This window comes from Streptomyces sp. SPB074 (genome assembly GCF_000154905.1).
Lineage (GTDB): Bacteria > Actinomycetota > Actinomycetes > Streptomycetales > Streptomycetaceae > Streptomyces.
The window spans coordinates 2,881,062-2,882,461 of the sequence record NZ_GG770539.1 but is presented as its reverse complement, the minus strand read 5'-3'; the positions used below and the strand labels follow the sequence as shown (position 1 = coordinate 2,882,461).

Genomic DNA, 1,400 nt, shown 5'->3' with positions numbered 1-1,400 from the left:
GGCAGCCCCGCGAAGGCCGTGAAGACGTCGGAGAACGTCGCCCCCCACAGGAACCTCGCCTCCTCCAGCCGGTCGGCCAGGTGCGGGTCGAGCCGTGCCGTGCTCGCCGTCACCCAGGCCGCGAGGCCGGGGTGGTGCCGGGACTCCGTGAACGCGTGCAGCGCCATGCCCAGCTCCGCCAGCGGCGAGGGCTTCACGCGGACCCGGTCGTGGGGCAGTCCGGCAATGTCGATGATGACGCTCACCGCACCATGGTGCCCCGCCCCCCTCCCCTCCCGTCAGCCCGTACGACACCGGCCCACCCCACCGACCACTCCTGCCGGAACCACCACGCCACAGCACCAACCCCGCACCCCCTAGCGCCTGTCGTCAAATGTCACGCCCACATCAGGAGTGAGGCGAGGGCAACCGCCGCTTCGTAGGATTGCGCGGTCTTGTCGTACCGAGTGGCGATGCCCCGCCATTGCTTCAGGCGGTTGAAGCACCGTTCCACGACGTTGCGGTGCTTGTATGCCTCGCGGTCGAAGGCCGGCGGGCGGCCTCCTCGGCTGCCTCGCCGGGCCCGGTTGGCTATCTGGTCGGCTCGCTCGGGAATCGTGTGCGGGATCCCGCGGCGGCGGAGCCAGGCGCGGATCGCCTTCGAGCTGTAGTACTCCAGCAGTACTTCGTGGCTTGACCTGGGGAAAAGTGGAGCGGTGGGAGTGTAGCGGGCGGAGCGCTGTCATGGGCGGCTTCTGCCCGTAGACCCCTCGAAGGAGTGCCCACGGCGGCGATGTCGTCCAGGGCCGGGGAAGCCTCAGGTCGTGATTACCGAACAGGTAGCTGAGACCTGGGACCGCGACCTGGACCACCTCTTCACCACCATCGGGCACCACTTCGGACGCGTCGAACCCCGCCGCCGGATGCGGGACTACGTACGCGCGCTGCTCGCCCCGGTAGCCCGCAAGAACAGCTGGCAGCTCGCCGAACACGCCGGCCACTCCACCCCCGACGGTCTGCGGCACCTACTCTCCCGCGCCCGCTGGAATCCCGATGACATCCGCAATGACCTGCAGACCTACGTCGCCGAACACCTCGGCCGCCCCGACGGAGTACTGATCCTCGACGACACCGGATTCCTGAAGAAAGGCACCACCTCCGCCGGCGTCCAGCGGCAATACTCCGGCACCGCCGGCCGCACCGAGAACTGCCAGATCGGCGTCTTCGCCGCCTATGCCAGCACGGTCGGCCGCGCCTTGGCGGACCGGGAGCTCTGCCTGCCCAAGTCCTGGACCGACGAACCGGAGCGCTGTCGCGCGGCCAAGGTCCCCGAAGAGCGGCAGTTCGCCACCAAGAACACCCTGGCGGCGACGATCGTCCGCAGGGCACTGTCCTCGCCGCTGCCGATCGCCTGGGTGACG

The 1,400-nt window shown here is 69.4% G+C and carries 2 protein-coding genes and 1 pseudogene; 1 reads left to right on the top strand and 2 read right to left on the bottom strand.

What is annotated here, in order from left to right; translation table 11 throughout:
* Positions 1-245, bottom strand: a 245-nt coding sequence (locus SSBG_RS11795; RefSeq protein WP_037869528.1) for a DUF5937 family protein, incomplete at its 3' end; no start/stop codon positions are given.
* Positions 246-376: 131 nt separating this feature from the next.
* Positions 377-649, bottom strand: a pseudogene (locus SSBG_RS30995) (transposase); the annotation flags it as partial.
* A 193-nt stretch (positions 650-842) separates the two neighbouring features.
* Between SSBG_RS30995 and SSBG_RS11790 the strand changes: the two are divergent.
* On the top strand, positions 843-1,400 hold a 558-nt coding region (locus tag SSBG_RS11790), incomplete at its 3' end, for an IS701 family transposase (RefSeq protein WP_234010742.1).